This window comes from Massilia sp. 05N420 (assembly GCF_056397205.1).
Genome location: NZ_JBFTMX010000262.1, coordinates 1 through 374, shown reverse-complemented (window position 1 = coordinate 374; position 374 = coordinate 1). Strand labels below are relative to the sequence as shown.

1 protein-coding gene is annotated in these 374 nt (G+C 64.4%); it reads left to right on the top strand.

Features of this window, described 5'->3' with window-relative positions; all coding sequences use genetic code 11:
- The coding region (locus AC1DIX_RS28250; protein ID WP_477328683.1) for a YkoF family thiamine/hydroxymethylpyrimidine-binding protein at positions 1-374 on the top strand (374 nt) is incomplete at both ends.

Below are 374 nucleotides of genomic sequence, written 5' to 3'. Positions count from 1 at the left end.
GTCTTTGCGGCGATGCGCGACCTCTATGTCAGCGGTTCGGCCGATGGCATCCATGCGGTGCTGCGCGCTACCATCTCCCGCGGCTGCCCGGGTGAGCCGGATGATCCGATGTGCCATACCGAAGCCCTCTCGGGTCCGGTCCTGCCGCTTGCCGAGCGCAAGGCGTCAGCGCTGGAAGCCGTTGCCTCCTCGCCGGTCACTGGCCGCCAAGCGGCGGCGCAGTTCTCGCTGTATGTCATGGGCACCGGCGATCACATGGAAGAGATCTACGGCTGCATCGACTTCCTGAAGAATTCGGGCGTCTTCGACCGCTCGAAGAATTTCTGTACCCGCGTCAAGGGCGACGCCGGTGCGGTCTTCGCGACCATTCACGA